Here is a 5,909-nt window from a genome sequence, read left to right as displayed (position 1 = left end):
GATATCCATAGTCACACAGGCGATATTCTGCTAAAGGATCAGATATTACCTTATCTTGAGCGCATGAGTATCTGCTCAAAAAAAAAAAAAAAACAGCACCATTAGCACTGTCTTAGTCGATACTTCTGTCATACATGACATCCATCTCCCCGACTTCAAAAAGGGTGTCAGCTGTCCAGACTGCTTATCGCTGAATACACTCAATCGTTTCAAATCTCTGAATTACTGCACACATTGTAATGCAGTGACTGATTCAGAAAGCTTGTTCAGTCATAATATCTCACAGTTTAAAGCGATATTATCCGAACAAAGACTGACGAGACGTAATTTCGCTGAATTTACAGCGCATTACTTCCCACCTTTCATACTCACGAAGCTGCTGAATAAACATTTCCAGAAGTTCGGCACAACTAAAGGTGCATACTATATTTAGCGACGATGGAATCTCTCTTGATGGATACTATCAAGGGCTGCTGAATGTGGTTTTAGATACTGTGTATAAATTTCTTCGTGGAGCGCTTTGTTTGCTACCATAATTGAATTTGCATAGAGCATATCCAGTGGTTCATTCATTTGGTTGGTAACGACTGCCCCCACTTCTTCAGCGATGATGACGCCACCAGCAAAGTCCCATGGATGGAGCCTGAGCGTAATATAAGCATCTACTTTCCCTGTTGCAACATAAGCGAAATCTAACGCTGCTGAACCGTAGCTTCTTGCACTTCTTGCTTTGATGACGATGTCACTATAGATGTCTTTCGTATAATCTTTCGTTAACCAGTTCGGGTTCATCGAGATAATAGATTGACGCAGTTCGCTATCAACAAGGGGTACTATCGGTTCTTCGTTCTTGTACGCCCCGTGTCCTGCACATGCGCTATACATCGTGTCACGCATGACATCATAGATGACACCGGCATACTTCTTCCCATCAACAAATATGCCGACAGAAATGGCAAAGTTTTCCTGCTGGTGTACAAAGTTCAAGGTGCCATCAATCGGATCGATAATCCATACTGTTCCTTCCATAGAGGTAATATCTCTACCGCTTCCTTCTTCACCAATAATATGGTGCTCTGGGTAGGCTTCCATAATTGCATCGTACATCAGCTGTTCAGTTTCTTTATCCATATTTGTGACAAGATCATTCGGGTTTGATTTCGTTTCTATTAATAACGGCTTATTGAGCTGCTCTCTAATATTACTGCCAGCCTGGTAAACAATCTGTTTCATAAATTCAAATAATTCCATAGCGTCTCCTCCTATTATCATTATACAATATCTTAAACATAAGCAAAATTGTTTCAACTTTATGTATATAATAGTATATATAAAAGAAAAAGGTGAGTGAACTATGACAAAATATCATTTTACTTCAAAGGATTTCAATGTTTTTAACGTGGAAGGCTTAGAGCCACGTATGGCCGCATTGATTGAAACAACACGTCCGAAGCTGGAAGCACTTGGTGAATATTTTAGCAGCTATTTATCTCAGCATACAGATGAAACATTCTACCCACATGTGGCGAAACATCTGCGTCGTAAAACGAATCCACCGAACGATACATGGGTTGCATTTTCAACGAACAAACGCGGCTACAAGATGTTGCCTCACTTTCAGATTGGACTGTTCGATGACCATGCTTTCGTACTCTTTGGTATTATCTATGAATCCCCTGAAAAAGAGCGCATGGCAGCAAAGTGGCAGCAGCAAGTTAATGACATATTAGCACTTGATCGTGACTTTATCATCAAGGGCGATCATATGAAAAAAACATACGAAACAGTTCATTCACTTGATGAAGATGCGCTTAAGCGTTATATCGACCGTCTCATCAATGTAAAAAAAGGAGAACTATTATTCGGCAAAGTATTCTTCCCTGATGATGCTGCATTGATGTCAGATAAAAAGTTTTTAGCGGCGGTTGAAGATACGTTCTTTAAATTACTTCCTTTATATATTTAATACGCTATGAGATGAGAGCAGATGATTACGTATCATTTATTCTCGTCTTTTATTTTTTTCTGCCTTATTTCTATTCATACTTAAATCAGTTCAATAATAAAATTGCAATAATACTCAGATAATTTATAATTAGGTTAGGGCATATATTTTCTAAATAAATATGAAGTGGGGTAATTTTATGAATGATGTAACATCACAATCAGTCAGCATCACGCTGAATGGTAAACCGATGGAAGTTCCGAACAATGTAAGTATTCTCGACTACTTAAGGTTTAAGGGCATTGATGTTCCAGCATTATGCTATCACCCGGATCTAGGTGCAATCGAAACATGTGATGCATGTATCGTTGAAGTCAATGGTGAGCTTGTACGTTCTTGTAGTACACAGCTTAAAGACGGGGACATTGTCAAGACAGGATCAAGTGAAGCATTTGAAGCACAGATGATTGCGATGGACAGAATATTACGCAATCATGAACTTTATTGTACAGTATGTGATTTTAACAATGGGAACTGTACAGTACATAATACAGTAAAGAATTTAAAGATAGATCACCAGGCTACTGCACAGTCTCCTAAAGGCGCACCAAAGAATATGGGTAAGTTCTATCGTTATGACCCCGATCAATGTATCCTCTGTGGTCGTTGTGTGCAAGCCTGTCAGAATGTACAGGTCAACGAAACACTGATGATCGACTGGGAACTAGAACGTCCACGTGTTATCTGGGATGGTAATACGGACCTAAATATCGATGATTCCTCTTGTGTTAACTGTGGTCACTGCTCTACCGTATGTCCATGCAATGCGATGATGGAAGTAGGTATGATTGGTGAAGCTGGTTTCTTAACAGGCATGCTTAAAGACGCATTCCGTCCCGCTGTAGAAGTTACGAAAGCAGTAGAAACAGGGTATACACCACTTATGGCTATCTCAGACGTTGAGGCAGAGATGCGTAAGGATAGAATTAAGAAGACTAAGACAGTTTGTACGTACTGTGGTGTCGGATGCTCTTTCGAAGTATGGACGAAAGGTCGCGAAGTGCTGAAAGTAGAACCAAGCCCTGAAGCACCGGCGAACCAGATTTCTACATGTGTTAAAGGTAAATTCGGCTGGGATTTCGTAAATTCAGGTGAACGCCTAACGAAACCATTAATTCGTGAAACGGATGGCTTTAGGGAAGCGACCTGGGAAGAGGCACTCAACTTAATCTCCTCTAAATTTAAAGAGACGATTGCTACACGCGGTCCTGAAAGGTTAGCATTTATCACTTCTTCCAAGTGTACAAACGAAGAATCGTACTTGATGCAGAAGCTTGCCCGCCAAGTAGTCGGTACGAACAACGTAGATAACTGTTCACGTTACTGTCAGTCTCCTGCAACGATGGGATTATGGCGTACGGTAGGTTACGGAGGTGATTCAGGGTCAATCACAGATATTGCGCGTGCAGAACTGATTATTGGACTTGGAACGAACACAGCTGAAGCACATCCGGTTATTGCAACGCGTGTAAAGAGCGCCCAGAAATTACGCGGCTCTAAATTACTTGTAGTAGATATCCGTAAACACGAGCTGGCAGAACGTGCTGATATGTTCGTACGTCCGAATCCAGGTAGTGACTTAGTATGGTTAAATGCAGTAACGAAATATATTATCGACAATAACTGGCAGGACCAGGCGTTCATCGATAAGCATGTGAACAACTACAGTGCCCTCGTTGAAGGACTACAGAAATACACAATCGATTATGCTGCAGAACATACGGGCATGTCGAAAGAAGAAATTATCAAGATTGCGGAAATGATCCATGAAGCAAAAACGACAGCCGTTATGTGGGCGATGGGTGTGACTCAGCAACGTGGTGGCAGTGATACTTCTACTGCGATCTCTAACCTATTGCTTGTAACAGGTAACTATATGAAACCAGGTGCAGGATCTTATCCATTACGTGGACACAACAATGTTCAAGGGGCTTCAGATATGGGAAGTATGCCAACACATCTTCCTGGTTACCAAAAGATTGCAGACAAAGCGGTGCTTGAGAAATTCAGCAAAGCATGGGGTGTAGAAATGAACCCTAATGTCGGTCAGAATAATCATCAGATGGTAGATGCTATGCATGCAGATGAGCTTGATGTCTTATACTTAAAAGGTGAAGATATGGGTATCGTTGATTCGAACATCAACTACGTTCGTGAAGGATTTGAAAAGTTAAAGTTCTTCGTTGTACAAGACATCTTCTTCTCAAAAACTGCCGAATATGCAGATGTTATTCTACCTGCAGCACCAAGTTTCGAAAAAGAAGGAACATTCTCGAATACAGAGCGTCGTATTCAGCGTCTCTATCAAGTAATGGAACCTTTAGAAGGTACGAAACCAGACTGGAAGATCATTCAGGAGATTGCACAGCATATGGGTGCAGACTGGAATTATGTGCATCCAGGTGACATTATGGATGAAATCGCGTCATTGGCACCAATCTACTCAGGTGTATCCTATGACCGTCTAGAAGGATTCAATAGCTTACAGTGGCCAGTTAAGGAAGACGGTACAGATTCTCCGCTACTGTTTACAGAAGGCTTTCCATTTGAAGATAAGAAAGCGAACTTCTTCCCTGTTGACTGGACAGAACCGACTGAATATGAAGCGCAATATGATATTCATGTTAACAACGGACGATTGCTTGAGCATTTCCATGAAGGCAATATGACATATCAAGTTAAAGGTCTGGCAATGGAAACACCGGATGCGTTCTTAGAAATTTCTCAGGAACTTGCAGACGAACGTGGCATTCAAACAGGTAACCTCGTACGCTTACAGTCACCATACGGCAAGGTTGATGTACGCGCATTAATTACTGACCGTGTATTCGGCAAAGAAGTTTACTTACCGATGAACGATAATGGCGATGCAGCGATCAACCTGCTCTCAAGCTCTATCGCAGATAAAGACACATCAACACCAGCTTATAAAGAAACAAAGGCAAAACTTATCATCCTAGATAAAGGTAACAAATCACCATTACCAGAAAACAACTTCCGCTTCGGAAACCGTGTACCACAAATGGGTGTTAACGTTGAAGCAAAATGGAGACGAGATGACTATGTGTATCCAGGCGATATCGTTAAAATGAGAGGTGATAGATAATGGCACAACCAACACGTGTAATTAAACCGACTGAAGTAGATATTGAAGCACTAAGACAAAAGGAATTACGTGAATTAGAAGATCAGCTGATCCAGCATAAAGATACGTTACTTAAATTATTCCGTTTACTCGAACAGCTCGATGAGCATGAAGCATTAAATGCAGCCAATGCTGCGCTCTCTCAAAGCGATCCGATATTAACGCGTGTGTTAAAGGCCGTCAATGAAACTGAAACTGACCAGGCGATTCGTAACGCACTCCTACTCGTACAAGGATTAGGTAAGTTTAACTTCAATGATATCGAACCGATGATCTTGAAGTTTAATAAAGGTCTGAAATTATCGACTGAATATAATCAAAGCACACCACTTGGGTGGACCGGATTACTTAAAGTATTAACAAATAAAGATTTCGTTGAAGGTTCTATCGTACTGACCAAGTTTGTTAAAGGTTTCGGTACATCCTTCCAGCAGCTGAAACAGGAACAGGGCATCGTTGACCCTGTCCATACAGATACGGGTGATGTAGCGCATGCACATCACACAGAACTTCCGAGTAAATCTAAGCGGGATGAAGTACACAGCACTTCAAAATCAAACTACGTTGGCATTGCAGCACTTGGTGGTGCAGCACTTTCAATCGGCGCATTACTCTTAAAAAAATAAAAGGACAGGTACCCCTGTCCTCATACTAAAAACCAGAAACAATGAACATCACCCAGTCAAGTAGACACTTAAAAAAATAAAAATTAATTACTCGGCTGTGCTTGTATTAGCGCAGCCATTTTTAATGATATAC

General features: G+C 41.0%; 5 protein-coding genes. 4 read left to right on the top strand and 1 reads right to left on the bottom strand.

Going from position 1 to position 5,909, the window contains the following annotated elements; all coding sequences use genetic code 11:
• Positions 1–244 precede the first annotated feature (244 nt).
• Entirely contained in the window at positions 245–433 is a 189-nt protein-coding gene (locus tag CD152_RS11760; protein ID WP_133453307.1) for a hypothetical protein, read from the top strand.
• On the opposite strand, the gene CD152_RS08955 is transcribed toward CD152_RS11760, so the two are convergent.
• On the bottom strand, positions 430–1,251 hold the full coding sequence (locus CD152_RS08955; protein WP_103214670.1) for an inositol monophosphatase family protein: 822 nt from the start codon (positions 1,249–1,251) through the stop codon (positions 430–432). The genes CD152_RS11760 and CD152_RS08955 overlap by 4 nt on opposite strands.
• A 103-nt stretch (positions 1,252–1,354) precedes the next feature.
• Here CD152_RS08955 and CD152_RS08950 point away from each other — a divergent pair, with 103 nt between their 5' ends.
• From CD152_RS08950 to CD152_RS08940, 3 genes are all read left to right on the top strand, one after another.
• On the top strand, positions 1,355–1,966 hold the full coding sequence (locus CD152_RS08950) for a YktB family protein (protein ID WP_099482097.1): 612 nt from the start codon (positions 1,355–1,357) through the stop codon (positions 1,964–1,966).
• Positions 1,967–2,144: 178 nt separating this feature from the next.
• The gene (gene fdhF / locus CD152_RS08945) at positions 2,145–5,111 is read left to right on the top strand and encodes a formate dehydrogenase subunit alpha (RefSeq protein ID WP_101041682.1); all 2,967 of its coding nucleotides are present in this window, start codon (positions 2,145–2,147) and stop codon (positions 5,109–5,111) included.
• On the top strand, positions 5,111–5,776 hold the full coding sequence (locus CD152_RS08940; RefSeq protein ID WP_101140513.1) for a helical membrane plugin domain-containing protein: 666 nt from the start codon (positions 5,111–5,113) through the stop codon (positions 5,774–5,776). The genes fdhF and CD152_RS08940 overlap by 1 nt, the downstream gene beginning before the upstream one ends.
• Positions 5,777–5,909 lie beyond the last annotated feature (133 nt).

This window comes from Macrococcoides caseolyticum (genome assembly GCF_002902665.1).
Lineage (GTDB): Bacteria > Bacillota > Bacilli > Staphylococcales > Staphylococcaceae > Macrococcoides > Macrococcoides caseolyticum.
Note: the sequence above shows the minus strand (reverse complement) of the source record. Positions and strands in the feature narration are given on the sequence as shown.